This is a genomic window from Tellurirhabdus rosea, from assembly GCF_026278345.1.
Taxonomy (GTDB): domain Bacteria; phylum Bacteroidota; class Bacteroidia; order Cytophagales; family Spirosomataceae; genus Tellurirhabdus; species Tellurirhabdus rosea.
Genome location: NZ_CP111085.1, coordinates 1578989 through 1604751, shown reverse-complemented (window position 1 = coordinate 1604751; position 25763 = coordinate 1578989). Strand labels below are relative to the sequence as shown.

The 25763-nt window shown below is 57.9% G+C and carries 19 protein-coding genes; 8 read left to right on the top strand and 11 right to left on the bottom strand.

The features are described from left to right. Positions 1 to 39 precede the first annotated feature (39 nt). The 3 genes from dnaA (at position 40) to ORG26_RS06695 (ending at position 3455) form a co-directional block, all read left to right on the top strand. Entirely contained in the window at positions 40 to 1446 is a 1407-nt protein-coding gene (gene dnaA / locus ORG26_RS06705; protein ID WP_266369338.1) for a chromosomal replication initiator protein DnaA, read from the top strand. An 87-nt stretch (positions 1447 to 1533) separates the two neighbouring features. Beyond that, the gene (locus ORG26_RS06700; RefSeq protein WP_266367862.1) at positions 1534 to 2487 is read left to right on the top strand and encodes a GNAT family N-acetyltransferase; all 954 of its coding nucleotides are present in this window, start codon (positions 1534 to 1536) and stop codon (positions 2485 to 2487) included. After that, positions 2484 to 3455 carry a GNAT family N-acetyltransferase gene (locus tag ORG26_RS06695; RefSeq protein ID WP_266367861.1) on the top strand — a complete coding sequence of 324 codons (972 nt, stop codon included), beginning with the start codon at positions 2484 to 2486 and terminating at the stop codon, positions 3453 to 3455. The genes ORG26_RS06700 and ORG26_RS06695 overlap by 4 nt, the downstream gene beginning before the upstream one ends. A 46-nt stretch (positions 3456 to 3501) precedes the next feature. Here the strand turns inward: ORG26_RS06695 and ORG26_RS06690 are convergent, their stop codons facing one another. Both ORG26_RS06690 and ORG26_RS06685 read right to left on the bottom strand, forming a co-directional pair. Beyond that, entirely contained in the window at positions 3502 to 4299 is a 798-nt protein-coding gene (locus ORG26_RS06690) for a DUF3108 domain-containing protein (RefSeq protein ID WP_266367860.1), read from the bottom strand. Positions 4300 to 4326: 27 nt separating this feature from the next. Beyond that, on the bottom strand, positions 4327 to 5376 hold the full coding sequence (locus ORG26_RS06685; RefSeq protein ID WP_266367859.1) for an aminopeptidase: 1050 nt from the start codon (positions 5374 to 5376) through the stop codon (positions 4327 to 4329). Positions 5377 to 5509: 133 nt separating this feature from the next. Here ORG26_RS06685 and ORG26_RS06680 point away from each other — a divergent pair, with 133 nt between their 5' ends. Beyond that, complete coding sequence (locus tag ORG26_RS06680; protein ID WP_266367857.1) at positions 5510 to 7906, top strand: TonB-dependent siderophore receptor; 2397 nt, start codon at positions 5510 to 5512, stop codon at positions 7904 to 7906. 285 nt (positions 7907 to 8191) lie between these two features. After that, positions 8192 to 9256: a recombinase RecA gene (gene recA / locus ORG26_RS06675; protein ID WP_266367855.1), complete on the top strand. Its 1065-nt coding sequence runs from the start codon at positions 8192 to 8194 to the stop codon at positions 9254 to 9256. Positions 9257 to 9523: 267 nt separating this feature from the next. On the opposite strand, the gene ORG26_RS06670 is transcribed toward recA, so the two are convergent. Beyond that, entirely contained in the window at positions 9524 to 10765 is a 1242-nt protein-coding gene (locus tag ORG26_RS06670; protein ID WP_266367853.1) for an MFS transporter, read from the bottom strand. 127 nt (positions 10766 to 10892) lie between these two features. Between ORG26_RS06670 and ORG26_RS06665 the strand changes: the two genes are divergently transcribed. Continuing rightward, positions 10893 to 12134: a DUF3667 domain-containing protein gene (locus ORG26_RS06665; RefSeq protein WP_266367852.1), complete on the top strand. Its 1242-nt coding sequence runs from the start codon at positions 10893 to 10895 to the stop codon at positions 12132 to 12134. 78 nt (positions 12135 to 12212) lie between these two features. On the opposite strand, the gene ORG26_RS06660 is transcribed toward ORG26_RS06665, so the two are convergent. The 8 genes from ORG26_RS06660 to ORG26_RS06625 all read right to left on the bottom strand — a co-directional run bounded on the left by ORG26_RS06660 (position 12213) and on the right by ORG26_RS06625 (position 20899). Further along, positions 12213 to 13499: a citrate synthase gene (locus ORG26_RS06660; RefSeq protein ID WP_266367851.1), complete on the bottom strand. Its 1287-nt coding sequence runs from the start codon at positions 13497 to 13499 to the stop codon at positions 12213 to 12215. 169 nt (positions 13500 to 13668) lie between these two features. Beyond that, complete coding sequence (locus ORG26_RS06655) at positions 13669 to 14922, bottom strand: metal-dependent hydrolase family protein (RefSeq protein ID WP_266367849.1); 1254 nt, start codon at positions 14920 to 14922, stop codon at positions 13669 to 13671. A 23-nt stretch (positions 14923 to 14945) separates the two neighbouring features. Further along, positions 14946 to 15353, bottom strand: a complete 408-nt coding sequence (locus tag ORG26_RS06650) for a hypothetical protein (protein WP_266367847.1) — start codon at positions 15351 to 15353, stop codon at positions 14946 to 14948. 16 nt (positions 15354 to 15369) lie between these two features. Beyond that, positions 15370 to 15870 carry a LysM peptidoglycan-binding domain-containing protein gene (locus ORG26_RS06645; protein WP_266367845.1) on the bottom strand — a complete coding sequence of 167 codons (501 nt, stop codon included), beginning with the start codon at positions 15868 to 15870 and terminating at the stop codon, positions 15370 to 15372. Between the two features lie 37 nt (positions 15871 to 15907). Further along, positions 15908 to 17707: an SLC5 family protein gene (locus ORG26_RS06640; RefSeq protein WP_266367843.1), complete on the bottom strand. Its 1800-nt coding sequence runs from the start codon at positions 17705 to 17707 to the stop codon at positions 15908 to 15910. Between the two features lie 124 nt (positions 17708 to 17831). Then, positions 17832 to 18548: an SDR family oxidoreductase gene (locus tag ORG26_RS06635; protein WP_266367841.1), complete on the bottom strand. Its 717-nt coding sequence runs from the start codon at positions 18546 to 18548 to the stop codon at positions 17832 to 17834. Between the two features lie 169 nt (positions 18549 to 18717). Beyond that, a complete protein-coding gene (locus tag ORG26_RS06630; RefSeq protein WP_266367839.1) occupies positions 18718 to 19881 on the bottom strand; it encodes an LLM class flavin-dependent oxidoreductase in 1164 nt (387 codons plus the stop codon). A gap of 121 nt (positions 19882 to 20002) precedes the next feature. Continuing rightward, complete coding sequence (locus ORG26_RS06625; RefSeq protein WP_266367837.1) at positions 20003 to 20899, bottom strand: LysR substrate-binding domain-containing protein; 897 nt, start codon at positions 20897 to 20899, stop codon at positions 20003 to 20005. A gap of 225 nt (positions 20900 to 21124) precedes the next feature. Between ORG26_RS06625 and ORG26_RS06620 the strand changes: the two genes are divergently transcribed. Together ORG26_RS06620 and ORG26_RS06615 are read left to right on the top strand one after the other, a co-directional pair. Next, a complete protein-coding gene (locus tag ORG26_RS06620; protein ID WP_266367835.1) occupies positions 21125 to 24013 on the top strand; it encodes a TonB-dependent receptor in 2889 nt (962 codons plus the stop codon). 111 nt (positions 24014 to 24124) lie between these two features. Beyond that, positions 24125 to 25762, top strand: coding sequence for a glycerol-3-phosphate dehydrogenase/oxidase (locus tag ORG26_RS06615; RefSeq protein ID WP_266367833.1), 1638 nt, complete (start codon positions 24125 to 24127; stop codon positions 25760 to 25762). Position 25763 lies beyond the last annotated feature (1 nt).

The window sequence follows — 25763 nt, the reverse complement described above, 5'->3', positions numbered from 1 at the left end:
TTTTTTACCGTAACCGTGAACGTACCCGTATCTCCCAGCATTCAGCGCGAAGCCGTGACGGTCTGGAACCGCTGCCTGCAGGTGATCAGGGAGAGCATTCCCGAACAGAGCTTCAAAACCTGGTTCGAGCCGATTGTTCCTCTGCGCCTGCAAGGTAAGGAACTGACTATTCAGGTGCCAAGCCAGTTTTTCTACGAATGGCTGGAGGAGAACTATGTCCATAACCTGCGGAAAGCCCTCGACTATGCCCTCGGCCCCGAGGGTGAACTGCTGTACTCCATCATCGTAGACCAGGGCGACGAACGCCAGCCGCCGATGGGCTACGCCGTGCCGCCCGCTAAAACGCCGCAGACGGCCAAGCCCGACAAGATCGACGCCGACATCAAGAGTCCGTTCCAGATGAAGGATCTGGACTCGCTCCAGCTCGATTCGTACCTCAACGCCACCTACACCTTCGACAATTTTGTGGAGGGCGACTGTAACCGCCTTGGCCGTTCGGCGGGATATGCCGTGGCCCAGCGGCCGGGCGTCACCTCGTTCAACCCGCTGATGATCTACGGCGGCGTCGGACTCGGCAAGACGCACCTGGTGCAGGCCATCGGGAATTACATCAAGAATAACGACCGGGATAAATTTGTCCTCTACGTCTCCTCGGAGAAGTTCACCAACCAGTTCATCAACGCCATCCGTACCGACACACTGCGGGATTTCAGCAGCTTTTACATGCAGGTCGGTGTGCTGATTATCGACGATATTCAGTTTCTGGCGGGGAAAGAAAAGACGCAGGAGACGTTTTTCCATATTTTCAACCACCTCCACCAGTCGGGCAAGCAGATCATCATGACTTCCGACCGAGCCCCGCGCGACTTGCAGGGGTTGCAGGACCGGCTGCTGTCGCGTTTCAAATGGGGCCTTTCGGCGGATTTGCAGCAGCCGGACCTCGAAACGCGGATTGCCATTATTCAGAAAAAGCTCCAGTCGGAGGGGGTTTACATCGATTACAACGTCATCGAGTACCTTGCCCACAGCATCAACACCAACGTCCGTGAACTGGAAGGCGTGATTGTCTCGCTGATGGCCCAGGCCTCGCTGACCCGCCGCGATATCGACCTCGACCTGGCCCGGAACGTGCTGCGGAACATCGTTGTCGATACGGACAAGGAAGTAACCGTCGATTCGGTGCAGGAGGCCGTAGCCGACATGTTTAAAGTGACCCTGGCGGACCTGAAAGGCAAAAGTCGGAAGAAAGAACTGGTGTATCCGCGTCAGATTGCGATGTTTCTGGCGAAGGAAAAAACGGAGCTGTCGCTGAAATCCATCGGCTACCATTTCGGCGGCCGCGACCACAGCACGGTGATTCACGCCATCCAGACCATCAGCGACCTGACCGGCAACGACCCCCAGACCCGCGACGTCGTCGACCGCCTCAAAGCCATACTCAAATAGTTATAAGTTAAGAGTTATGAGTTGAGGCAGCGCTCGTTTTTACGGTGAACAACTTATAACTCATAACTTTTAACTCTCAACTCCATCATGGTTCGTCTGGTGGCGCGCGAGGCGCTTGACCTGCTGGCTTACGACCGTTGTATGGCGGGCTCGCCGGACCGGATTATCTATGCGTTTTCCTGGTATCTGGACGCGGTTTCGCCGGATTGGGCGTGTCTGGTGAAGGGCGATTACGAAAGCGTCATGCCGTTGCCCCTGCGTCGACGCTACGGCTGGAAGGCGGTGATGCAGCCGCTTTTTTGCCATCAACTGGGCGTCTTTGCCGACGGAAAATCGCCGGATGCGGCCGAACTTCAGCCATTTCTGATCTGTCTTACTCAGCATTTTCGCTACGTGCCAGCTTATCCTTTTCATGCCGGTAATGCGGCGGAATTAGCGGCGGACCTGACTCCACGGACCAATCATATTCTGAACCTGAACCGGCCCTACGAAGCCCTGCGAAACGGATATTCCCGCGGACGGCGCCACCACCTGAACAAGGCCGGGCTGCTATCCGGTTGGGAAATGACCACCACCGACCACATTGGGCCGCTTTTTGACTTGTTTGTAAAACATAATACCGTTTCTATTGGCCGCATTGACCCGCAAGCGGGGCAGATCCTGCGGCGACTGACCGACGCCTGCCTGGAAAGGGGAATGGCCCAGATCCGAATGGCGCATTACGGGGGCGAACCCGAAGCGGGGAGCCTGTTTCTGCACGATGAGCGACGCATCATTCACCTCTTCTGCGCCGCCAGTCCGCTCGGGCGACGGGCAAACGCCCGGATGGTTCTGCTGGATCAGGTGATTCGGGAAAACGCCGGTCGGGCGGTATGGCTCGATTTTGAAAGCCCGGAAGTCGAAAGTCTGGCGCGGTTTAACCGGGAGTTTGGCGCCGTGGCCGAACCCTTCGGACGACTGAGCTACAACCGGCTTCCGGCTGGCATTCGGGCGCTGCATGCCTGTAAAAAAAGCATTCACCGATTTCTGGTCAGGTCATGAACGTCCGATACCTCCGTCGCCACCGGATCGACAGTGCGCGCTGGGATGCCTGCGTGGCCGGGTCGGTGCAGCGTCTTTTTTACGCTTATTCGTGGTATCTCGATGCCGTGGCACCCGAATGGTGCGGTCTGGTTGTGGAGGAGCAGGGCGAATACCGGGCCGTGATGCCGGTGCCGCTCCGGAGAGCATACGGCATTGCGTATGTGCGTCAGCCCGATTTCTGCCCGCAGCTGGGCATTTTCAGCCTGCCCGGCGTGGCCGTGGAAGCGCTCTTTCTCCCTTTTCTGAGCAAACTGAAAAGCCGGTTTGGGCGGGTGATGTCTTATCGTTTCAACGAACATAACGAAACGACCGTCCGCTTTCCCTCCGATCTGAAGCGGCGGGTCCGGGAAAATCACGTGCTTCCGCTGAATCGCCCTTACCAAATGCTGCGGCAGCAGTTTGCCACCGACCGGAAAACAAACCTCAACCGAGCCCGCAACACGGGCTGGGCGCTGGCCGCCAGTACCGACATGCGGGCGCTGATTGCGCTTCACCGGTCGCATAACGAAGCGGGGGCCACACAGCAGTACGCGCGGCTGGACCTGACCCTGTACGACCGGCTCGTTCGGGCGGTGGACGAACTGCAGAAACGAGGCATGGCCGACCTCTGGTTTGCCGAACTGGACGGGCAACGCGAGGCGGGCTGCCTGTTTGTCCGGGATGGCGGACGGATCGTCTACCTTTTCAACGGGGCGAGTCCGGTCGGGCGACGAAAGCAGGGGCGGCTGTGGCTGCTGAACCGGGTTTTTGGCGAGTTCGCCGGGCAGGACGCAGAATTTGACTTTGAAAGTCCGCCCGAAGGGGCCGAAACGGTGCAGGCGTATTACGGGAGTTTCGGCGGCGAAACTAGGCCGTATTCGGAGGTGCGCTGGGAGCGGGGAGCCTGGGCGGTGGGCCGTCTGCTGGCCCGGCTGCGACGGAGTTAGCCAGCCTGTAAACGACCGTGCCCCGAAAGTCGGGGCACGGAAAGAATTAATAAAATTTTAGATCGCTGCGCAGGCCCTTGTGCTTTTTGATGTCCATTTCCATCGCCCCAACCCAGAGGTCGACTTCCACCTTGACGGGCACTTTATTGACATCGTCGGAGACCCAGATGCGGATGGCATCTTCGCCTTTGAAAAGCTTGTTGGGCGGCATGATCGGGTTCAGCTTGATGACGTTGATGCGGCCGAATTTGGTTTTAATAACGTCTTTGCCCCGGTACCGGACCTTCATGTTGTAAATCTCGTCGTCGAAAAAAGCCGGCACTTCGACCGTCTGGCCGACCGACAGGCGGTTGAACTCGATGGTGCGCAGGAAATAGTAGCCGCTGATTACGTCGTGGACGTTTTCGGGTACCCGGAAAGTATTTTTCTCCGTGCGTTCCTCCGCCCGGACGGTATTGGTGCCGTGGTTGAAAGTAATGTTCTCCTCCTTGCGGTGGTTGCCTTCCTGAATGTTGACGTAGAACTTCTGGGGCAGAATGGCCGACGTATCGATGTACGAACGCCAGGTGTCGCGGATGCGCGTCACGAGGTCGAAGGCCCCGACGGTGCGGCCGTAGACGTTCACCCGGTAGCAGGGGCGTTCGTTGACCTTATAAAACGAGGGAGCCACATCAACGGTCGCTTCGGCGGCATTCAGAAAGCCGTAATGCACTTTGTATTCCAGGTGTTCGCCCGGTCCGAAGCTGTTGTTCACTACCCGGCGGTAGGTATGCTGCGGCGCAAAGGCCGTATTCGCCAGCGTTACGGCTCCCAGAAAAAACAGGATGGCAATTACTTTTCTCATAGCCACTCGTCAGACGAAGGTCGAAAGTTATAACGACGGATACGTCTTCTTCAGGTATGTTAAATAGTTCTTGAAATTCGATCTAAACCTTTTTTCGAATTCCTCCCGAAAGCGATTCTGCTGCTGCCGGTAGGTCGAATATGCGATAAAATAAGCATTATTGGGTAGCGATTGTTGGCTGAATCGCCGCTTTTTAGGGACCGGGCGACTATTTTGCCGCCTGAAGCCCGCGTCCAGCGTATCCACCGAATCGACGATCTCCTGAATCAGCGACCACTTGCCGGTCTCCCGAAACGCCTCATTCATCTGTGGAGTAAACGTCCGATACAGGCTGTCAAGTTTCCGGGTTCCGCGAAAAATATGCTCATCATATCGTTCATTGTATTCTTTCTCAGCCAGATAAGCCCGGTAAGGAGCTGAATCCGTCCCGTATTTCTGGGCCAGAAACCGCAGCGCGCCGTACTCCCCGACAAAATCGGCCAGGTTCTCGTTGTACTCCAGATTATCCTTTACAAACAGCGTGCCGTGTGTGAGTTCGTGAATAATCAATTCTGCCAGCCGCCCCTCGCTGCGGGTCAGCATGGACGACAGAATGGGGTCGCTCAGAAACCCGAGCGTCGACCAGGCGGAGACTTCGTTGAGGCGGGTATCGTACCCCTGGCGCGTCAGCGCTTTCTGTTCGGCATCGGCCCGGTCCTTCTCGAAAAAGCCTTTGTAGGCAAACGTCCCGATGACCGGAAACGACCATTCCTTCGCCCGTAGCTGATATTTCTCTGCCGCGACCACGACCCACAGAATCGGCCTGCCCTGCTGGTCGTACAGGCTTGTGTAGCTTTTCGACGGATTCAGGCCGATGGAATCGACGGTAAACTGCCGGATTTCCTGAATCAGACGGATATTCTGTTTCAGCGAATCCGGAAAGGACGGGTCCGCCAGCACCTCCTCCACGGGGCGGGTATTCCACAGAATGCGCAGCTGGCCCCGGGCCTGCATCCAGCCGTAACTGATCAACTCCCGCTGCCAGATTCCGACAGCCAGACATACTCCCAACAGGAGCAGCAAGATTTTACGAACCATAAACAAATGTAAAGCGACAGTCGCCCGCTATGACAAAAATCAGGGAAATAAATGCGTTTTTATTTGGAATGAATCTAAACTGACTCTTACCTTTGTTTAAAATTAATCTAAATAACCAAAGCTACCTACCGGAATGCCCACACGTGTACGCTTCTGTAACGTTCTTCTTTCCTGTTTTCTCCTGGTATTGACCGCTTTTACTAGTTTTGCTAACGACGACGACGCTCCGGGCGGCAGCATCCGCGGCAAGGTAATCACGGTCGATGGTCAGCCCGCCGCTTACGTTAACGTCATTCTCAAAAATACCAACCGGGGCACGGTAACCGCCGAAGACGGCAGCTACCTGCTGAAAGGACTGAAAGAAGGCCAGTACACAGTTGTGGTCAGCTTCGTGGGCATGCAGGATTCCGAAGTGTCCGTCGCCGTCGGGGCCGGGCAGACCGTGGAGGCCAACATCAGCCTGCAGGAAAACGCCCGCCAGCTCACAGAAGTGATGATTCGCGGTCGCCGGAACATCAACGAAGAGCCGGTGACAATCGGCAAAATCGCCATCAAGCCGATGGACCTGCCGCAGAGCATCACCATAGTCGGCAAAGAAATTCTGGAACAGCAGCAGGTCCTCCGCCTGAGCGATGCCCTGCTGAACATCAACGGCGTGTACCAGATGGGCAACACGGGCGGCACGCAGGAAGAACTGGCCGGCCGGGGCTTTGCTTTCAACAGCAACAACACCTTCAAGAACGGTTCCCGTTTCAACAACGGCATTTTTCCGGAAATGAGCGGCATTGAGCGCGTCGAAGTCATGAAAGGCTCCAACGCCATTCTGTACGGAAACGTCGGGCCGGGCGGGGTAATCAACCTGGTCACCAAAAAGCCCCAATTCGCTAACGGCGGACAGATTTCGCTCCGCACGGGCAGCTTCGGATTCTACAAGCCGTCGCTGGACATTTACGGCGCCTTCAACAACAGCGACAAAATCGCCTACCGCATCAACACCAGCTACGAACGGGGCAACAGCTTCCGCGACGTGGTCAACTCCGAACGCTTCTACATCAACCCGTCGTTTCTGATCAAAGCCGGTGAGAAAACGGACATCCTCGTCGAAGGCGATTACCTGAAAGACACCCGGACGCTGGACTACGGCATCGGTGCCATCAACTACACGATTCCCAACGTGCCGCGCGGCCGCTTCATCGGGGCCGAATGGTCCTACAACAAAACCGAGCAGAAAGGCGTAACCACCACCATCACGCACCGCTTCAGCCGGGCGTGGAACATCCGCGCGGTCGGTTCGTACCAGACGTATAGCAACGACCTCTTCGGCACGACCCGCCCCAACGCTTCGGGTCAGATGATTCAGGCCAGTGGCAAATGGATTCGCGGTCTGCAGCGCAGCCAGGTGGAGGAAGATTACTACCTCGGCCAGATCGACCTGAACGGCCAGTTTGCCACGGGGCCGATCAAACACACCTTCCTGTTTGGGGCCGATGCCGACCGATATTTCACGGCCACGACCGCCTACAGCCCCATTGCCCGCTACGACTCCATCAACATTTACAACCCGAACGAATACAAGCAGCGGGCCGACATTCCGTCGCTGAACCGGAACACGCTGACCAAGAGCCCCATCAACCGGGTAGGCGTGTACGTTCAGGATTTGATCGCGCTCTCCGAAAAACTGAAAGTGCTGGCCGGCGTTCGGTATAGCTACCAGCAGCGGGTGAGCGAAGTGTACACCTATTCGACGCAGAAAGCCGTCGAGACGGACTACTTCGACGGGGCCTTCACGCCGCGCTTCGGCCTGGTTTACCAGCCGCTGAAAACGATGTCGATCTTTGCCAGCTACGCCAACTCCTTCGTGCAGAATGCGGGCATCGACGTGACGGGCAACGCGCTGCCGGTCTCGTTCATCAACCAGTACGAAGTGGGGGCCAAGAACGAACTGTTCGACGGCCTGCTGTCGGCCAACGTGACGCTCTACCGCATCGTGAACAGCAACCTCGCGCAGACGGTCGTTCCGGCCAACGCGACCTACCCGAATGCGCAGGAACTGGCCGGTGAAGTGACCAGCAAAGGAATCGAGGTGGACCTGATGAGCAAACCCTACCGGGGCTTCTCGTTCGTGGGCGGTTACAGCTACAACGACACGCGCTACACCCGAAGCAACATCTACATCGTGGGCAGCCGCCTGCGCTACAACCCGCAGCACACGGCCAACGCCAGCCTGTTCTACACCGTGTCCGACAACTTCCTGAAAGGCCTGAACGTGGGCTTCACGACCTTCTACTTCGGCGACCGCGTCGCGGGCCGTTCGACCCGCCTGACGGTGAAAAACGATGCCTTCAAGCTGATGGCGCTGCCGAACTACTTCCAGTTCGACGCTTCGGCGGGGTATACGCTCAACCGCCTGTCGGTCCGGGTAAAAGTGTCGAACCTGCTCAACAAGCTGACGTACAACGTCCACGACGACAACAGCGTGAACCCGATTGCGCCGCGTCAGTACTCGGCCACGATCGCCTACAAACTGTAAGACAGCCGTCTGCGGGGCCGGGCCATCCGGTGCCGTTTACACAATCAATTTTACGGGCAGCCAGGGTTTCAGTACCTTGCTGCCCGTTACCATTTTAAGGGATTTGAAGCCATCGGGTAACCACTTTGGCCGGAACGTAAATCCCTTGTTTCTGGTTATTTTGAAGGCGTTTACAAGGTCGGAAAAGCCCTGATTTATTTCCGGAGCCTACTTGGATTTCCGGGCCGATCTTCGTAAATTTATAAGCTAAATAACCAACAAATATCTCTGATTAAGACAAATCACATGGCACAAGCAACGGCTAATGAAAACAAGTTGAAGGCCCTGCAAACCACCATCGAGAAGCTCGATAAGGCGTATGGCAAGGGAACTGTAATGCGGCTGAGCGAAAGCAAGGTTGTGGACGTTCCGGTCATCTCGACGGGTTCACTGGGTCTGGACCTGGCGCTGGGCATTGGTGGCGTACCGAAAGGCCGGATTGTGGAGATCTACGGTCCCGAATCTTCCGGTAAGACGACGCTGACGATGCACTGCATTGCCGAAGCCCAGAAGATGGGTGGCATGGCGGCCTTCATCGACGCCGAGCACGCCTTCGACCGGGTTTACGCCGAAAAATTAGGAATTGATATCAATAACCTGCTCATCGCCCAGCCGGACAATGGCGAGCAGGCCCTTGAAATTACCGAGCACCTGATTTCTTCCGGTGCCATTGACATCATCGTCATTGACTCCGTTGCCGCGCTGGTTCCGAAAGCCGAACTGGAAGGCGATATGGGCGAAAGCAAAATGGGTCTGCAGGCCCGTTTGATGTCGCAGGCCCTGCGGAAACTGACGGGCGTGATCAACAAGACGCAGTGCTGCTGCATCTTTATCAACCAGCTTCGGGAGAAGATCGGCGTTATGTTTGGTAACCCCGAGACAACGACCGGTGGTAACGCCCTGAAGTTCTACTCGTCGGTGCGCCTGGACATTCGCCGGATCGGCCAGATCAAGGACGGTGACGAAGTGTCGGGTAACCGCACGAAGGTAAAAGTAGTTAAGAACAAACTGGCGGCCCCCTTTAAGGTCGTTGAGTTTGACATCATGTACGGACAGGGCGTTTCCAAAGTCGGTGAGATTCTGGACCTGGCCGTTGAAATGGAAATTGTGAAGAAGTCCGGTTCCTGGTTCTCCTACGAAGGCAATCGCCTGTCTCAGGGTCGCGATGCGGTGAAAGAACTGCTGCTCGACAACCCGGAGCTGATGAACGAACTGGAAGCGAAAATCCGCGCCAAAGTAAAAGTAGACGAGAACGCGCTGCTTGACCCGCTGGGTGCTGCGGAGGAAGATGGTGACGAGCCTCTGGCCTAACCCATCCGTCGCTAAGCAACAACTGTTATAATGGTTATTGTTTGACAAACCGAAAAGGTGGCTGGAGTCTTCCGGCCACCTCTTTTTGTTAGTTATGAATTATGAGTTATGAATTATGAATTATGAATTATGAATTATGAATTATGAATTATGAATTATGAATTATGAATTATGAATTATGAATGGTCCGCTCCGCCCGGTAAGGATACCTAATTAAGCGAAGCCAACCGAAGCGGCGGACCGCTCATAATTCTTAACTCATAACTCCTAACTCATAACTATCTTCCGTTCCGGATCAATCTGCGTCCACAGCCCCGCGCTGACGGCGAGGCAGGCGGCGATCAGAAACAGGGGATAGTTGTAGTTGCCCGTCAGTTCGACGATGTAGCCGAAGAGGATGGTGACAAAAAAGCCGCCGAGCTGTCCGGCGAAGTTCATGGCCCCCGCCACGGTGCCGGCGTTGCGCTGGCCCATATCTACGCAGACCGCAAACGCCACGGGCAGTGCCAGATCTTTCATCAGAACGCAGACGGCCAGCAGATAGCCCGCCGTTTCGGAATCAGCTGCCGAGCCCGCCAGCGCGAAGAAAATGGCCGAAAGACCCAGTCCGCCGATGCCCACCGCCCGCCGCCCCGTTCGTAAACCGTATTTTTTGGTGAGCAGATCGCTCAGCAGCCCGCCGATGACGCAGCCGATGGCTCCCAGAAAGTAGGAGAGGGAGATGAAATTTTTGGTCTGATCCTCGGTCATGCCGCGCCCTTCCTGAAAGTAGACCGACGACCAGTTCGTGAAAAAATACGAGCCGTAGAAAAACAGGTGGCACATCAGCATCAGCGCCCAGAGCGAGGGCGTCCGGATGATCGTCTGCCACGGCAGCCGGTGGTCCGTCTGCCGGATGCGCCGCCCCGCCTCGATTTCTTCCGCTTCGGCCGGGGTGATGCCTTTTTGGGAAGCCGGATCGTCGCGGAACCACAGATACCAGCCCAGCGCCCAGCCAACCCCCACCACACCGAGCACTACAAACGCCCAGCGCCAGCCCACGGCATGCACCAGCGGAATCACCAGCAGCGGCGTAAGTGCCCCGCCCAGCCGCCCGGCCGCCCAGATGACCGCCTGCGCCCGCCCGACCTCAATGGCCGGAAACCAGCGGGAAATCACGATGGAGGCATTCGGGTAAGCGCCCGCTTCGCCCGCCCCGAACAGAAACCGGACCACCACCAGATACAGCCACGAAACCGCCGTGCCCGTCAGGGCCGTAAAGCCCGACCACCAGAGCACGACCCGGGTCAGCACGAGCCGGGGGCCGATGCGGTCGCCCAGCGATCCGGTCGGTATTTCGAACAGGGCGTAGGCGAGGGAAAAAGAGCCCAGAATCCAGCCGAACTGCCGGTTGTCGAGGCCCAGGTCCGTCTTGACGTACTTGCTGACCACGTTCATGCAGACGCGGTCGAGGAACGTAATGGTGGAAAGCAGAAAAAGCAGCGCCAGAACGCGGTAGCGGTATTTCATGCAGCAAAGGTGGGTTTATAAAGCCTGGCGGCACCACAATCCGTCGTGCCGCCGGGAAGACCGTCGCGGAATATACGCCTTATCCTATTATTTTTACGGTGACTCACCTCTTCGCTTGTCCTATTTTATGTCATCGCACCACAAAAAACTGTCGGTTTGCCCCAACTGCAATACGGCCCTAAATCCGGAAGACAATTTCTGTCCTACCTGCGGTCAGGAAAACCACGACCTGAAGCTTCCGCTGAGCCACCTGCTTTATGAATTTGTCGAAAGCATCACGCACTTCGACAACAAGCTCTGGAATACGCTGAAAGCCGTTTTTACCCGTCCGGGCCGGATGACGTCGGAGTTTCTGGAGGGCAAACGGGCCCGGTATGTGCCGCCCGCCCGTCTGTACGTCTTCGTCAGCGTCATTTTCTTCTTTCTCATTACCAAATTTGCCGACTACCGACTGGAAAAAAGTACGGAAAACGGCCTTCTGGCTATCAAAGGAAGCGAATCCATTCGCGGTCTGCTGGAGCAGGATAGTCTGCTGAAGGTTCGGGGGCTGGAAAGCATAGCGTCTATCCCGCTGGAATATTCAGTTGGGGCCAACGGCTCTACCTATCTGGGGCAGTACCGGACGATGCAGAACGGCCAGTTGGATTCGTTGCTGCGGAAAGGAAAAGTAACCATAACGGATCAAAACCGGGAGCGGCTGCGTCAGGCACTGCGCCTGCTGCCCGACACGGTCCGACCTGAGCGGGGCATTGAACTGATTCCGGTGGATGGCCGCGAAACCGCCAATATTGCCTTTGCGAGTGAAGAGGAACAGAATCGTTTCGATCAGACCATCCGGCGGGCCTCCAACGCGGAGGTGGATTCCGTGGTCCGGGCGGCGGGGGGTGAAGTGAATTTTCTGAACCGGATCGCTGTCCGGAACGGCGGACGGCTTACGGGTTTTATGAACGGAAAGTCCGAGACGCTGCGGGAAATCACCAATCTGTTCCTGAAAAAGCTGTCGGTGATTATGTTTGTGCTGATGCCTTTTGTGGCTTTTCTGCTGTACCTGTTCTACGCCCGGCGCAAACAGTACCGGCGTTATTACTTCGATCACCTCATTTTTTCGGTGCACGCCCACTCGGTCATCTTCCTGTTTTTCTCGCTGGCGCTGGGCGTTACGTATTTCATGAACGAATCGACCACGGACCAGGTGCTGAATTGGACGCTCTGGCTGTGCTGGCTTTACTTCCTGCTTTCGCTGAAAGAGGTTTACAAACAAGGCTGGGTCCGAACGACGGTGAAGTTTCTGCTGCTGTCCGTGATGTATTCGGTTACCGTTTTCTGCTTCTTCCTGCTGGCCCTCGCGCTAGGCATCACTACGACCTGAAAACAAAAACCCCGGCCGTCTGGCCGGGGTCCCGCACCCACGGACTAAAGTCCGTGGGTGCGGGTCTTTGGATACGGCTCAGCGACTTTCCATCGCTACAAAATCGCGCGGCGTGGCGCCGGTGTACACCTGACGCGGGCGGCCGATCGGCTCTTTCGTGGCGCGCATTTCTTTCCACTGGGCAATCCAGCCCGGCAAACGACCGATGGCGAACATCACCGTGAACATGTTGGTCGGGATGCCCATCGCCCGGTAGATGATGCCCGAGTAGAAGTCCACGTTCGGGTACAGCTTGCGCGAGACGAAATACGGGTCGTTCAGGGCGGCTTCTTCCAGACCTTTGGCGATTTCGAGAACGGGGTCATTGACGCCCAGCTTGGTCAGCACGTCGTCGGCCGCTTTCTTGATGATTTTCGCCCGCGGGTCGAAGTTCTTGTACACCCGGTGGCCGAAACCGAACAGCCGGAAGCCCGTCGTTTTGGCGTTTTTGGCCATGTCCACGTACTTCGCTACGTCGCCGCCATCGGCCTTGATTTCTTCCAGCATCTCGATCACCTCCTGGTTGGCCCCGCCGTGCAGCGGCCCCCAGAGGGCGTTGATGCCCGCCGAAATCGACGAGTAGATGTTGGCCCGCGACGAACCCACCAGACGCACCGTCGAGGTCGAGCAGTTCTGTTCGTGGTCGGCGTGCAGGATCAGCAGTTTGTTGAGGGCCGCCGATACCACCGGGTCAACCTTGTACTCTTCCACCGGCAGGGCAAACATCATCTGCAGGAAGTTCGAGCAGTAGTCAAGGTCGTTTTTGGGGTAGTTGATCGGGTGACCCTGCGATTTTTTGTACGACCAGGTCGCAATCGTCGGCAGTTTGGCCAGCAGGCGGATGATGTGCAGTTCGGTATTTTCGGGGGCCTTGTCGTCGTACGAGTCAGGGTAAAAGGCGCTCATGGCGCTCACCAGCGACGAGAGCACGCCCATCGGGTGCGCGTTGACGGGGAAGCCTTCGAAGATTTTCCGCATATCCTCGTTGACGATGGTATGCGTGCGGATGGCGTGTTCAAACTCCTCGTACTGTTGCTGGGTGGGCAGTTCGCCGTAGATCAGCAGGTAAGCGACTTCGAGGAACGACGCTTTTTCGGCCAGTTCTTCGATGGAATAACCCCGGTAGCGCAGAATGCCTTCCTCGCCGTCCAGAAACGTGATACCGCTTTGGGTAGCTCCGGTGTTTTTGTATCCTTTGTCGAGGGTAATATAGCCCGTCTGGTCACGGAGGTTTGAAATGTCGATGGCCTTTTCGTTCTCGCTGCCTACCACGACAGGAAACTGGTAGGTTTTGCCATCAACGCTTAATTCGGCAAGGTTTGACATAGGTATTCGGTGTATTCTAAAGTAGAAGGAGTCAGGTTAGCGACCGAGTTTCGATCGCGTTAGAGTATCCGGCGAAATTAGCCAAAAACCGTTAACGACGGATGAAAGATTTGGTAAAAAACATATAGATTCAATACAATGACCCGCCAGCGGCCGCGAAAGCGGATGCTTACGGATGGAAAAGGGCTCCTCCTTTCATTACTAACCGGATACGCCGGATATTTTCCACCGCCTGCCCCGGATTTCCCTCAACCACAACCAGATCGGCGAGCAGGCCCGGCCCGATGCGGCCCCGGTCCTTCAGCCCAAAAACATCCGCGTTGACCGACGTGGCCGACCGGAGCACGTCCAGCGGTTTCATGCCGTAGCCGACCATTAATTCCAGTTCCCGGGCATTGTCGCCGTGCGCAAAAACGCCCACATCGCCACCGGCGCAGATGGTTACGCCCGCAGCCAGCGCCTGCCGGAACATGGCCCGTTTCTGCCGGACGCGCTCGGGTTCGGCTTCGCTGCCTTTTTTCCAGCCCCGGTACTGGCTGATGGCGTCGGTGGCGGCCAGCGTGGGGCAGAGGGCCGTGCCGTGCTGTTTCATCAGGGCAAAAATCTCGGGCGTGGCCGCGTCGCCGTGTTCCAGCGTCCGGCAGCCCGCCAGAATCGACCGGCGCATGCCTTCGGCGGTAGAGGCGTGGGCTACCACTTCCCGCCCGCTGCTCCGGGCCGTCTCGACGATCAGCTTCAGTTCGTCCAGCGAAAAAGTAGGCCGGGCTTCGCCCATCAGGCCCCAGCGGTAATCGGCGTAGACCTTCACCACGTCGGCTCCTTTGCCGATCTGCCGCCGCACGGCCTGGATGAGCCGGTCGTGCCCGTCGGCCTCCTCGGCGCCCTGCGGCACGTCAATGTCCGGACTAAAGCCTTTCGGGGCATAACTTCCCGTCGCAATCAGCGCCCGCGTGGCGATCACCATGCGTGGACCGGGAATGATGCCCTGGTCGATGGCCTGTTTCAGTCCCACGTCGTCGTACTCGGCGCCTTCCGTGCCCAGATCCCGGACGGTGGTAAATCCGGCCAGCAGCGTCCGGCGGGCATGAATGGTCGCCCGGGAGACGCGCAGCGAACGGGCTTCCTTCAATACCTGGTCGTCCCAGGGCGTTTCGTTGTACGGGTGCAGCAGCAGGTGCGAATGCCCTTCGATGAGGCCGGGAAGCAGCGTTGTGCCCTTCAGGTCGAGCACCCGGGCATCCGCCGCGGACAGGGAAGCCGCCGGCCCGGCCGCGACAATCCGGTCGCCTTTTACCAGCACGCCCCAGCCTTCGTGCATCGTTTCGCCGTCAAAAACGCGGTCGGGACGCAGAAGCACCGACTGGGCTGTAGCCGGGAGGACAACCCATAAAAAATGGAAAACAAAGGCGAGCCGTAAGCGCATGAAAAAGCAGGGTTTGGCCAAAATCACCGTTTCCGTTTGCGGGAAAGGCCCAGCGCCGCGTTACCGAAAACCAGGGCAAGAATAATGGGGAGCAATACCGCCCCGGTTTTAAAGCCCGAGCCGGTAAACTGGTAAGTGCCGGAACTGAATTTCTGGAAGGTCATCAGCACCGCGACCAGACAGGCGACCGTCAGCGCCAGGGTAGCCAGAAACCCGACCGGGTGCTTCAGCCGCCCGAAAATCCAGGAAAGAGCGAGGGCGGCCAGGACCGTCCCGCCGACCGTCAGCAGGGCCTTCGGGACGGTATCGAGGTAGCTGTAATCGTAAAAGAAGATTCCAAAACGGCCGATCAGGTTCGGGTGACCCAGAAGCCACCCGTCCACGGCGGTCAGTACGAGCAGAAGAAGATAAAAGAACAGGTTGTTGCGCATGGCCGAAAAGTCGGCATTACGGCTTAATTTTCAAAACCTGTCCTACCTGAATGGCGTCGGATTTGAGGTTATTGAGCGCCCGGAGGTCTTCGATCCGAACGTCGTACTGCTGGCTGATGCGGAAAAGCGTTTCGCCCGGCTGAACCGTGTGCGTCGCCAGACTTTTGCCCGTCGGGCGGGCGGTGGTTACGGCGGCCCCGGCTTTGTTCTGGCTGATGTTGGGGTCCACGACCAGGCGCTGGCCGGGCTGAATCGGCGTTTTGTACGTGATTTTGTTCCAGGTCAGCAGCTCCGCCACCGAAATGTCGTAAAGGCGGGCGATGGATACGTAGGTGTCACCCGATTGAACGGTATGCGTCAATACGTTGCCGGAGGAGGCACTGCCGGAAGGAGAGGAGGAAGCCGCGGCTTCGGTCATTTCGGCGGATTCGCGGGCCACCCGTTCGGCCCGGTTACGTTTGGCACAAGAAGTAAACAGCAGGCTCAGCGCGAGGCCTGTAAGCAGGACATTTTTCATGGATGGGTACCTTTGTTTACGTTAGGTCTCTTAACGGTTACGCAAAGTAATATAAAATCCAGACGGAAATGGCACTCAGCAATCCGGCATAGAATAAATCGGACTGCAGAATCGGAAGGGCCTGTGTCTGACGGCGGTATCCCGCCAAAAAAAGGACCATCGGAATCACCGCGCCCGGCCAGGCGGCAAACTGCGGCGAAAGCAGGCCCGTCAGCACCAGCCCGATCACAACGGCTTCGAGCGCCAGAAAAAGCAGAATCCCGCGGCGCATCCCCGGCGCATGGAGCACCACGTCAAAGCCTTTGTGCGGTTCGCCGGGCCGGTTCCAGGCCCGGCTCAGCTCCACCAGCAACAGCGAACAGGAGGTGCAGATGACAAACACCCGGTGCAGGAAATTCAGTTTTTCGCCGAACAACGACCGGAAAAAGGGAAGCTGGGACAGCACGTTGTTGTACAGCAGATCGGCCAGCAGGCCGAACACCGGCCCGGCCAGCATGGCAATCACCGCCGCCCTCGGGTTGGCTCCCGCCCACACAATTCCGATGAAAAAGACCGCCACCAGACTGGGTTTGAAGTACGAAGACTGGTCGGCGAGCTTGAGAAAGAAGTTTTCGGAGGAATTCGGGTCGTAGGTCCAGAGCGTCAGCAGCGTCGCCACGGCGCACATGACCACCACCGAAATCCGCCCGAAGAGGACCGTCTGCCGGTCGGAGGCATTCGGCCGGAGGTATTTTTTGTAAATGTCAAAGGCCAGCAGCGTCGTGACGGAGTTCATCATCGAATAAATGGCCGAGAAAATGGCGCAGGTCAGGCCCGCCAGCGTCAGCCCGATGATGCCGTAACCGGAGGGCACAACGGTTTCCATGAGCTTCAGAAAAGCGTCGTCCGGCTTCACGCTGTTGGCTCCAAACCGGTTGTTGAAGATGTAAAACGCCGCCACGCCGCTCGCAATGGAGAAAAACGGGATGGTCAGTTTCAGGAAACCGGCGGCGATGGTGCCCAACTGGGCGTCCCGGTCGGTCGAAGCGGCCAGCACGCGCTGCACCTGGTACTGGTTGGTGGTCCAGTAGAAAAGGTGCTGGATAATGAGGCCCGTGAAAATGCCCGTCCACGGCAGTTTCGGGTGGTCGGAGGGGAGGTACAGGTGCATCTTCTGGGCGGCAGCGGGCTGGCTGTGGTCGAGCCGGAGCAGGCCGCTGAGGCCGCCGATTTCGGGCTGGGCGAGGGTGAGGACGCCGACGATGATGACCGTAAAGACCATCAGAATCGTCAGGATGTTGTCGGCCACCACGACCGAATCCATGCCGCCGAAAACCGTAAAAGCCACGGTCACGGCCGCGATGAGGAGGATTCCCTGCAAATAGCTGATTTCAAAGGAGCTGCCCTGAAACAGAATGCCGAGCGTCCGGCTGCCGATGTAGAACCCCGCGATGAGCTGCACCAGAATGAAGGCGACAATGAGCACGGTGTAGACCAGCCGGGCGTTTTCGTTATAGCGGTGTTCGAGAAACTGGGAAAGCGTGAAAACCTCCCGTTTGCGGTACAGCGGAATAAAAATATAGCACAGGATCAGAATAGCGGGAACGGCCAGCACCTCGTAATGGCTTTGGGCAAAGCCAATCGAGTAGCCGATGCCCATCATGCCGATGATCTGCTGGGCGTGGATGTTGGTGCCGTAAATCGACCCCGCCACCGACCACCACCGCAGCGACCGCCCGGCCATAAAATAGTCCTCGGAGTTCTTCTTTTTCCGCCCCGCCCACGCACTCGCCGCAAACAGAAAAAGCAGGCAGCCGACCAGCACGAAAAGGTCGAACGGTTGGAGTTGGTTTAGCATTCTTTAGTAGGTAAGAGGTGAAGTCAGAACCGGGATTTACGGTGATTAAAGGATTGACCTGATTTCAATGGGGCGTAGCCGATCATGCCAATCACTTCAATCACCGTAAATCCCGGTTCAGGACTTAGTACTCCTGCGACAGCGGGTGGATCATCAGTTCGTCAATCACTACGTGTTTGGGCTGGGTCATGATGTAGACGATGGTGTTGGCCATGTCGTCGGCCTTCAGCCAGTCGGCGTGAGACTCGTGGCCCTGCGGGTCGGAGTGGAACATGGTATCGACCAGACCGGAGTAAACGACCGACACCTTGATGCCGTCGCGGCGGACTTCCTTGCGGAGGGCGGCCGAAAAGGCATCCTGGGCAAACTTGGTCGAGCAGTACAGCGCCCCGCCGTCGAAAACGCGCTTGGCTACATCGGATGCGATGTTGATGATGTGGCCTTCGTGCTGGGCCTTCATCGGGGCCAGCGCCGCCTTGCTGAACAGGAACGTGCCTTTTACGTTAGTGTCGTACATATCGGACCACTGCTCGGCGGTGTAGCTTTCCGTCGGCCCGAAAGCCCCGTACCCGGCATTGTTGATGACAAAATCGAGGCGACCAAAGCGTTCGGTCAGCGTCTGCACGGCCCGGTTGGCGAGGCTTTCGTCGGCCACGTTGCCGGGGAAGATTTCGACCTGCGCGCCCAGCGCTTCGATTTCGCCTTTCAGCGTTTGGAGGCTGTCTTCGGAGCGGGCTACCAGCCCGAGGTGGGCACCCTGCCGGGCCAGTTCCAGGGCCAGGACGCGGCCAATGCCTTTGGAAGCGCCGGTAAGAAGAACGGTTTTGTTCTGTAACGTCATGATTTCAAGAGAGGGTTAAGTCGTTAAAACGACTAACAAAAATGGGTAATTCGTCATTGGCCCATGGTTGAAACCATGGGCTCGTTTTTTTTTCCATAGCCCACGGTTTTAACCGCGGGTCCGAACGGTTTTAACCGCGGGTCCAAACGGTTTTAATCGTTTCACCCCGTCACCGGAGTGCACCCGTCGTCAGCGGCGTTACCGGCTCTTCCAGCGGTCGGCGGCCCTGTACGACCGACAACTGCGCCGTCGGCAAATGCGGCAGCACGTGCTGGCCAAACCGTTCACATTCTTCGATCAGCGGGTAGCCCGACAGAACGAACGCCCGGATGCCCATGTCCATGTAGCGGTTCAGCTTCTGGAGCACCTGTTCCGGCGTTCCGACAATCGCCGCGCCGCAGCCCGACCGGGCCCGGCCGATGCCGCCCCAGAGCAGCGGTTCGAGGTAATCGTCCTGCGACTGCTCGCGGAAAGCGTCCTGCCGGAGCACGCCCAGCGACTTGCTGTCCTGCGTCCGGTCTTTCAGGTTAAAGCGTTCGGGGTCGAACTTCGACATGATGTGCTGTGCCCACGCGCGGGCCTCTTCCTCCGTCTTGCGGACAATCACGTGCACCCGCAGGCCAAAGTCGATTTTCCGGCCGTAAGCCGCCGCGCGGGCGCTCATGTCCTGCATGGTGGCGTAGATGCTTTCTTCCGGCTCGGGCCACATCAGAAACACGTCGCAGTATTTGGCACAAACGTCTTTGGAGCCCTCCGAGATACCGCCGAAGTACAGCAGCGGCCCGCCGTTCTGCTGGTAAGGCTTCACCGGATCGGTCGATTTCAGGTGGGCCTGGTAAATTTCGCCGTCGAAATCAATGCGATCCTGCGTCCAGGCCTGCTTCAGAATTTCGATGGTTTCTTCGCAGCGCTTATACCGCAGGTCCGGGTCTTCTTTGAGGCCCGGCAGGTCGGAATTGATGATGTTGATCGTCAGGCGGCCTTTCAGAATATGGTCGAGCGTGGCGATATGGCGGGCCAGCATCGGCGGCCAGTATTCGCCCGTCCGGATGGCCGTCAGCATGTGGATCTGCTCCGTCTGCGGACCCATCGCCCCGGCAAACGGGATGACTTCCTGGCCGACAATGTAGGAGGTCGGCAGCAGAATATTGCCGAAACCAAGCCGGTCGGCGGTCTGCATAATGTCGCGGCAATGTTCGTAACTGCTGCGGCGGGTCGGGTCGAGAACGCCCAGAAACTCCGTATCACCGCCGCAGAGGTCGTCAAACCAGGCGACTTCCGCCAGCCGGTCGGGAGTACGAACAGCAACGGATTGGATGGGTTCGGTTAGCATAAAGTTTCAAGCCAAATAGGCGACAAAGCTACGGCATTCGTCAGAAAAAAGGTGCAGGAAACCGGGAAACTACCCAACATCCCTGCCGACGGCCGCTCTGCACCCGCTAAAACTGAGTTGATTACTGCTGGTTATAATGCCGCCGGGCAAAGGTCATGAACGTGACGGCCAGTCCCTCGGCCTGCCCCTGCAGATGGACAAAGCTGAAAGTCCGCGGAATCGTGAAATCCCGGACCCGGATAATTTTCAGTTCACCGGCCTGGACTTCCTTCCGGACGGCCCAGAGCGACAGAAAAGAAAGACAGTTGGCGTGTTCCAGAAAGGACTTGATGCTTTCGGAACTGCCCAGGTGCATCACCACCGGCAGCGTGGACAGTCGGATACCCCGTTCCCGCAGGGCGCTTTCAATCACTTCCAGCGTTCCCGAACCCCGTTCCCGCAGCACCAGCGGAATGCTCGTCAGGTCGCCGAGCGAGATTTCGTTCAGGTGAGCAAACCGGCTTTTGGTGTGCACGACGGCCACCAGTTCGTCCTGCATAAAATCGGTGTATTTGAGGCCGGAACTGTGTTTCTTGCCCTCCACAATGCCCAGGTCGATCTCCCGGCTGAGCACGGCCTGCTCAATCTGCTCGGTATTGCCGTTGAGCAGGCTCAGCGTCACCTGCGGGAATTTTTCGTAGAACGACGCCAGCAGCGGGGAGATCAGGTACTGCGCAATGGTGGTGCTGGCTCCCAGCCGGAACGAGCCGGTCAACTGCGTTTTGAAACTGTTCAGTTCGGCCTGGGCTTCCTGATAAAGTCGGAAAATCTGGGCCGCATACTGAAAAAGTACCTCGCCGGGCTGGGTCAGCAGAATGGTGTTCCCCCGCCGGTCGAACAGCCGGAGACCGAGCGAATCCTCCAGGGCTTTGATGTGTTTGGTGACGGCAGGCTGGGTGATAAACAGTTCTCCGGACGCCTTGGTGAAACTCCGGTTGCGCGCAACGCTGTAAAAAACCTTCAGGCGAAAATCTTCCATGCTGCAATACTCGAAAATTTCCCTATAACATTATGTTATTCTTCATAAAATTATGCCCTTCTTTGCATGGTATTTATCGGAGAATTTTTTGGGTAATTTTGCTTAAGCCTACCCATTTCGTCAACACCCCACTCAGGCGGTAGGATGACTAGTTGACTTTTCTTATATACTAAGTGTAATATTGTGCCCCGATTTTGATTTACCTCTCTTACGAACATGAAACCTATGAAGCAGACCATTACCCGAACCGTCTGGGCGTTGCTGCTGGCGTTGACGACCGCCGGGGCCTGGGCACAGACTAACCTCACGGGCCGCGTGACCGACGCGGGTACGAAAGAAGGCATGCCCGGCGTGAACATCATCGTCAAAGGCCGGTCCGTGGGCACGACGACCGACTCCAAAGGGCGTTTTCAACTGAATACCACCGTTCCGACGCCGCTGACGCTGGTCTTCAGCTCGGTCGGCTACACCGCCTTTGAAGAGGTGGTGAACGGCTCCGGCGAGGTGAATGTCGAGCTGAACGAATCGTTTGTGCTGGCCGACGAGGTAGTTGTCTCGGCCAGCCGGGTGGAGGAAAGCATAACCAAAGCGGCCGTGACGGTCGAGAAACTCAGCGCCCGGCAGTTCCAGCAGTCGCCCGCCGCAACGCCGTTCGACGCCCTGCAGAATATCAAAGGCGTGGACCTGCTGACCCAGAGCCTCAGCTTTAAATCCGTGAACATCCGCGGGTTCGGGGCCAACAACAACAACCGTTTCGTGCAACTGACCGACGGCATGGACAACCGTTCGCCGGGCCTCGGCTTCGGCTTCGGCACGGTGGCGGGAGTTTCGGACCTCGACATTGAAAGCATCGAAATCATTCCCGGCGCGTCGTCGGCCCTCTACGGCCCGGACGCCCTGCAGGGGCTGATGCTGACCACCAGCAAAAACCCCTTCACGTACCAGGGACTCAGCGCGCAGGTGAAAATCGGCGCCAATAACTTTGGAAAAGACAATTTCGGGCCGAAGCTGTACACCGACGTAGCCCTTCGCTATGCCAAACAGCTCGGCGACCGCTTCGCGTTCAAGGTCAACTTCCAGCGCCTGGACGGGACGGATTTCGTCGCCGACGACTACAGCGACCGCTACCACCGGGGCCGCGACGGCTTTTTCACCCGCGAAAGCACGCGCAACAACCTCGCTACCGGCATCGGCTACGCGGGTAACAACGACCCGAATACTAATTTCCAGTACGATGGCGTCAATATTTACGGCGACGATTTCAACAACGCCAGCGCCTTCCGTTTTCCGGCAAACCACCCCGTGGCGGCGCTCCGGAACCAGCTCGTGACGCGCACCGGCTACACCGAGATCGACCTGCTGGGCAACAACGGCAAAGTCTTTAACACCCGCACTAACGCTTCGCTGCATTACAAAGTGACCGACAAGATCGAGGCGTCTATCGGCTGGTATTACGGAAACGGTAACTTCATCCGGACGGCCGGTTTTCGCGAATATTTCCCCAATTACCACCGCCACCAGATCAAAGCCGAACTGCGCGGTGACAACTTCTTCCTGCGGGCCTACACCACCCAGCAGCGCGCCGAGGGCTGGAATATCGGCCAGACCGCCGTCGCCATCAACAACGCCTGGAAGCCCCTGAACACCTGGGCGGCTGATTTCGCGACCGCTTACGCAGCCAATGGTGGCAACATCGGCGCCGCGCGGAATACGGCCAACGCGGGCCGTTACGCCCCCGGTTCGGCCGAGTTCAACCGGGTGCGCGACCTGATCGCCGGAACCTGGACCAACGAAACGGTGGAAATCGCGCCGGGCGTACGGGCACCGGGCCGCCGTTTCCGCGACAATTCGCAGATGTTCCACTACGAGGGCATGTACAACTTCAAGAATCAGATAAAATTTGCCGAAATTATTGCCGGGGCCAGCCTGCGCCGCTTCCTGCTCGAATCGGGCGGAACGTCGTTCCCGCGCAAACCGGACGGGTCAGAATTTACGATCAACGAATACGGGGCGTACGTCCAGGCTTCGAAGGAAATCCGCGTGGCCGATGTGCTGACCGTCAAGCCCACGGTGGCCGTTCGGTACGACAAGAACCAGTACTTCAAGGGCGGCTTTACGCCCCGCGCTTCGGCGGTGGTCAGCATCGGGCAGCACAATTTCCGCGGGTCGTGGCAGAGCGCCTTCCGCAACCCGTCGCCCGGCCAATTGCTGGCTTTCCCGGCCCGGGCCACGGATGCCGGGGAAGTGGGCGGCAGCGAGGCGGCCGTCACCGGCGCTAACCTGATCCAGAACCGGCCGTATTTCGAAAACGACGTGCAGGACTTCCTGGCGGGCCGGATTACCGAGCAGCAGCTCCGGGACCGCGCGTACGTGGCCGATCCGAACGCCTTTACGACCGAAAAAATCCGGACCTGGGAAGTGGGTTACAAAACGCTGCTGAACAACCGCCTGTTTGTGGATGCGTTCCTGTACCGGAGCCGCTACACCGACTTCATCGCCGCCCAGAACATGCGCCAGCCGCTGAACGGGCAGATTGCGGACCTGCGTCAGACCTCCACGTTTCGGACGTTGCAGGTGAATTTCAACAACTTCAACGAGATTTTTGTGAACGGCTGGGGACTCGGCCTCGATTATGCGCTGGGTGCCGGCTTTACGCTCGGTGGGAACTACGCCCGTCAGGTGGGCTTCATCACCTCCCGCGACGCGCGCGGCAACATCAACAAGAACCGGGCCGGTGAGGATATTGTGAAGCGCCGGATGAGCGACCCGGATGTGGCTGATTTTGGCCGGAACTTCTTTATTTCGCCCGAAAACCGCTACAATGTCTCTTTCGGAAATCCGCGCCTGAAAGGCACCAACCTGGGCTTCAACGTCACCTACCGCTGGACCGACCGGACCTGGGTGGAACAGGGCACAACGGCCGGAGATATCTGGCTGCCGAGCTGGACGAGCCTCGACGCGCAGGTATCGTACCGGGTGCCGAAGCTGAAATCCATCGTCAAACTGGGCGGCTCCAACATCCTCAACCAGTACTACGCCCAGGGCTACGGACTGGCGCGGGTTGGCGGGCTGTACTACCTCTCGCTGACGTTCGACGAGCTGGGACGGTTGTAATTCATTGAAAACTTAGGTTTGTTTCGCAGAGTTTAACGGAGTAATAAGGGTTTAGCGGAGTCCTCTGCTTAACTTCGCAGTTCGCCGCTAAACTCTGCGAAACTTTTTTCCATGACCCGACCCGACCAACTTCACCAGGCTGAAACCCAGGAATTCGACGTGTGCATCATCGGCGGTGGGGCCACCGGGGCGGGCTGTCTGCTCGACGCCCAGAGCCGGGGCCTGAAAGCCATTCTGATCGAAAAGCACGACTTCGCCTCCGAGACCTCCAGCAAATCGACCAAGCTCATCCACGGCGGGGTGCGCTACCTCGAACAGGCCGTCAAGCAGGCGGACCTGAACCAGTATCACATGGTCAAAAAGGCGCTGCGCGAACGGATTACGCTGATTCGCAACGCTCCCCACCTGGCCCACCCGCTGCCGCTGCTGACGCCCTGCATGAGCTGGACCGACGGTATCTACTACACCGCCGGCATGAAAATGTACGACGCCCTTTCGGGCGAATTCAGCCTCGGGAAAAGCGAGTGGCTCAACAAGGAAGAGACCCTGGCCCGCAACCCGGCCCTGACCCGGCGCATTCACAGTTCGGTGCTGTATTACGACGGACAGCTCAACGACGCCCGCTACAACTATTCCCTCGTCAAAACCGCTCTGCGCTACGGGGCTGTGGCCCTCAACCACACCGAAGCCATGCGTTTTGAGAAGGACGCCGCGGGGCAACTGGCCGTGCTGCACGTCCGCGACCGATTGACGGGCCGCCTGCTGCGCGTCCGGGCGCGGCGGTTTGTCAACGCTACCGGCCCGTTCTCCGACCGCATCCGGCTCATGGCCAACCCCGAAATTCCCCGGCGCATGCGGGTCAGCAAAGGTGTCCACATCATCGTGCCGGCGGAGGTCATGCCGTCCGATACGGCCATTCTGGTGCCAAAAACCGACGACGGGCGCGTGGTGTTCATCATTCCCTACAACGGCAAATTAATGATTGGCACGACCGAAACGGAAACCGAACTGGGTGACTCGGAGCCGGTGGTCGAAAGTGCCGAGGTCGATTACCTGATTGGCTACGTGAACCGGTACTTCGAAACGCCGATCACCCGGGAGCAGGTCATCGCCGGTTTTGCCGGGCTGCGGCCGCTGCTGCAGGCCAACCCGAATGCGGAATCCAAAGAACTCGTCCGCGACCACGAGGTGGAAGTAGATAAAACCAGCGGCCTGATTTCCATTCTGGGGGGTAAGTGGACGACCTACCGGCTCATGGCGCAGGACACCATCGACACCTGCTGCGAACTGCTGGGCGTGCCCGTCAAACCCTGCATTACAGACACCATCCGGCTGGTCGGGGCGGAAGGCTACGCGGAGGATTTCTGGAAAGTACTGGTCAGCAAATACGGGCTGGACGAAGCCGTCGCCCGCCACCTGAACCGGCAGTACGGCACCGAAAGCGTGGACATCGCCCGGCTGATGCACGAGCAGCCGGAATGGAAAGAGGCCCTGTCGCCCCAATCCCCGCATACTAAAGCGGAGGTCGTGTTTGTGGTACGGGAAGAAATGGCCCAGACGCTCAAGGACGTGCTGGCCCGCCGTTTCGGGCTGGAACTCACCGACTGGGAAACCACCTACCGCATCACCGAAACCGTGGCCGGACTCATGGCCGACGAACTCGGCTGGTCCGAAGCCCGCCGCACCGAAGCCGTACGGGAATACCACGCGGAAATCGAGTGGTTCAAAAAATCAGCCGAAATCGTTTAAA

What these genes read in the sequence shown, in the direction of transcription:
- ORG26_RS06700 (WP_266367862.1), top strand. Translation starts at nt 1,534, where the DNA reads ATGGTTCGTCTGGTGGCGCGCGAGGCGCTTGACCTGCTGGCTTACGAC.
- ORG26_RS06695 (WP_266367861.1), top strand. Translation starts at nt 2,484, where the DNA reads ATGAACGTCCGATACCTCCGTCGCCACCGGATCGACAGTGCGCGCTGG.
- ORG26_RS06690 (WP_266367860.1), bottom strand. Translation starts at nt 4,299, where the DNA reads ATGAGAAAAGTAATTGCCATCCTGTTTTTTCTGGGAGCCGTAACGCTG.
- ORG26_RS06685 (WP_266367859.1), bottom strand. Translation starts at nt 5,376, where the DNA reads ATGGTTCGTAAAATCTTGCTGCTCCTGTTGGGAGTATGTCTGGCTGTC.
- ORG26_RS06680 (WP_266367857.1), top strand. Translation starts at nt 5,510, where the DNA reads ATGCCCACACGTGTACGCTTCTGTAACGTTCTTCTTTCCTGTTTTCTC.
- recA (WP_266367855.1), top strand. Translation starts at nt 8,192, where the DNA reads ATGGCACAAGCAACGGCTAATGAAAACAAGTTGAAGGCCCTGCAAACC.
- ORG26_RS06670 (WP_266367853.1), bottom strand. Translation starts at nt 10,765, where the DNA reads ATGAAATACCGCTACCGCGTTCTGGCGCTGCTTTTTCTGCTTTCCACC.
- ORG26_RS06665 (WP_266367852.1), top strand. Translation starts at nt 10,893, where the DNA reads ATGTCATCGCACCACAAAAAACTGTCGGTTTGCCCCAACTGCAATACG.
- ORG26_RS06660 (WP_266367851.1), bottom strand. Translation starts at nt 13,499, where the DNA reads ATGTCAAACCTTGCCGAATTAAGCGTTGATGGCAAAACCTACCAGTTT.
- ORG26_RS06655 (WP_266367849.1), bottom strand. Translation starts at nt 14,922, where the DNA reads ATGCGCTTACGGCTCGCCTTTGTTTTCCATTTTTTATGGGTTGTCCTC.
- ORG26_RS06650 (WP_266367847.1), bottom strand. Translation starts at nt 15,353, where the DNA reads ATGCGCAACAACCTGTTCTTTTATCTTCTTCTGCTCGTACTGACCGCC.
- ORG26_RS06645 (WP_266367845.1), bottom strand. Translation starts at nt 15,870, where the DNA reads ATGAAAAATGTCCTGCTTACAGGCCTCGCGCTGAGCCTGCTGTTTACT.
- ORG26_RS06640 (WP_266367843.1), bottom strand. Translation starts at nt 17,707, where the DNA reads ATGCTAAACCAACTCCAACCGTTCGACCTTTTCGTGCTGGTCGGCTGC.
- ORG26_RS06635 (WP_266367841.1), bottom strand. Translation starts at nt 18,548, where the DNA reads ATGACGTTACAGAACAAAACCGTTCTTCTTACCGGCGCTTCCAAAGGC.
- ORG26_RS06630 (WP_266367839.1), bottom strand. Translation starts at nt 19,881, where the DNA reads ATGCTAACCGAACCCATCCAATCCGTTGCTGTTCGTACTCCCGACCGG.
- ORG26_RS06625 (WP_266367837.1), bottom strand. Translation starts at nt 20,899, where the DNA reads ATGGAAGATTTTCGCCTGAAGGTTTTTTACAGCGTTGCGCGCAACCGG.
- ORG26_RS06620 (WP_266367835.1), top strand. Translation starts at nt 21,125, where the DNA reads ATGAAGCAGACCATTACCCGAACCGTCTGGGCGTTGCTGCTGGCGTTG.
- ORG26_RS06615 (WP_266367833.1), top strand. Translation starts at nt 24,125, where the DNA reads ATGACCCGACCCGACCAACTTCACCAGGCTGAAACCCAGGAATTCGAC.